1 rRNA gene is annotated in these 253 nt (G+C 53.8%); it reads left to right on the top strand.

Annotated elements, in window-relative coordinates:
- A 16S ribosomal RNA gene (locus tag M3175_RS24780) occupies positions 1–217 on the top strand; the annotation flags it as partial.
- Positions 218–253 lie beyond the last annotated feature (36 nt).

Below are 253 nucleotides of genomic sequence, written 5' to 3'. Positions count from 1 at the left end.
TACATGAAGCTGGAATCGCTAGTAATCGCGGATCAGCATGCCGCGGTGAATACGTTCCCGGGCCTTGTACACACCGCCCGTCACACCACGAGAGTTTGTAACACCCGAAGTCGGTGGGGTAACCGCAAGGAGCCAGCCGCCTAAGGTGGGACAGATGATTGGGGTGAAGTCGTAACAAGGTAGCCGTATCGGAAGGTGCGGCTGGATCACCTCCTTTCTAAGGAAATATGCTTGCGTAAGCAAGACATAATAC

Source organism: Robertmurraya korlensis (genome assembly GCF_023715225.1).
GTDB lineage: Bacteria > Bacillota > Bacilli > Bacillales > Cytobacillaceae > Robertmurraya_A.
This window is presented reverse-complemented; position numbering and strand designations above follow the sequence as displayed.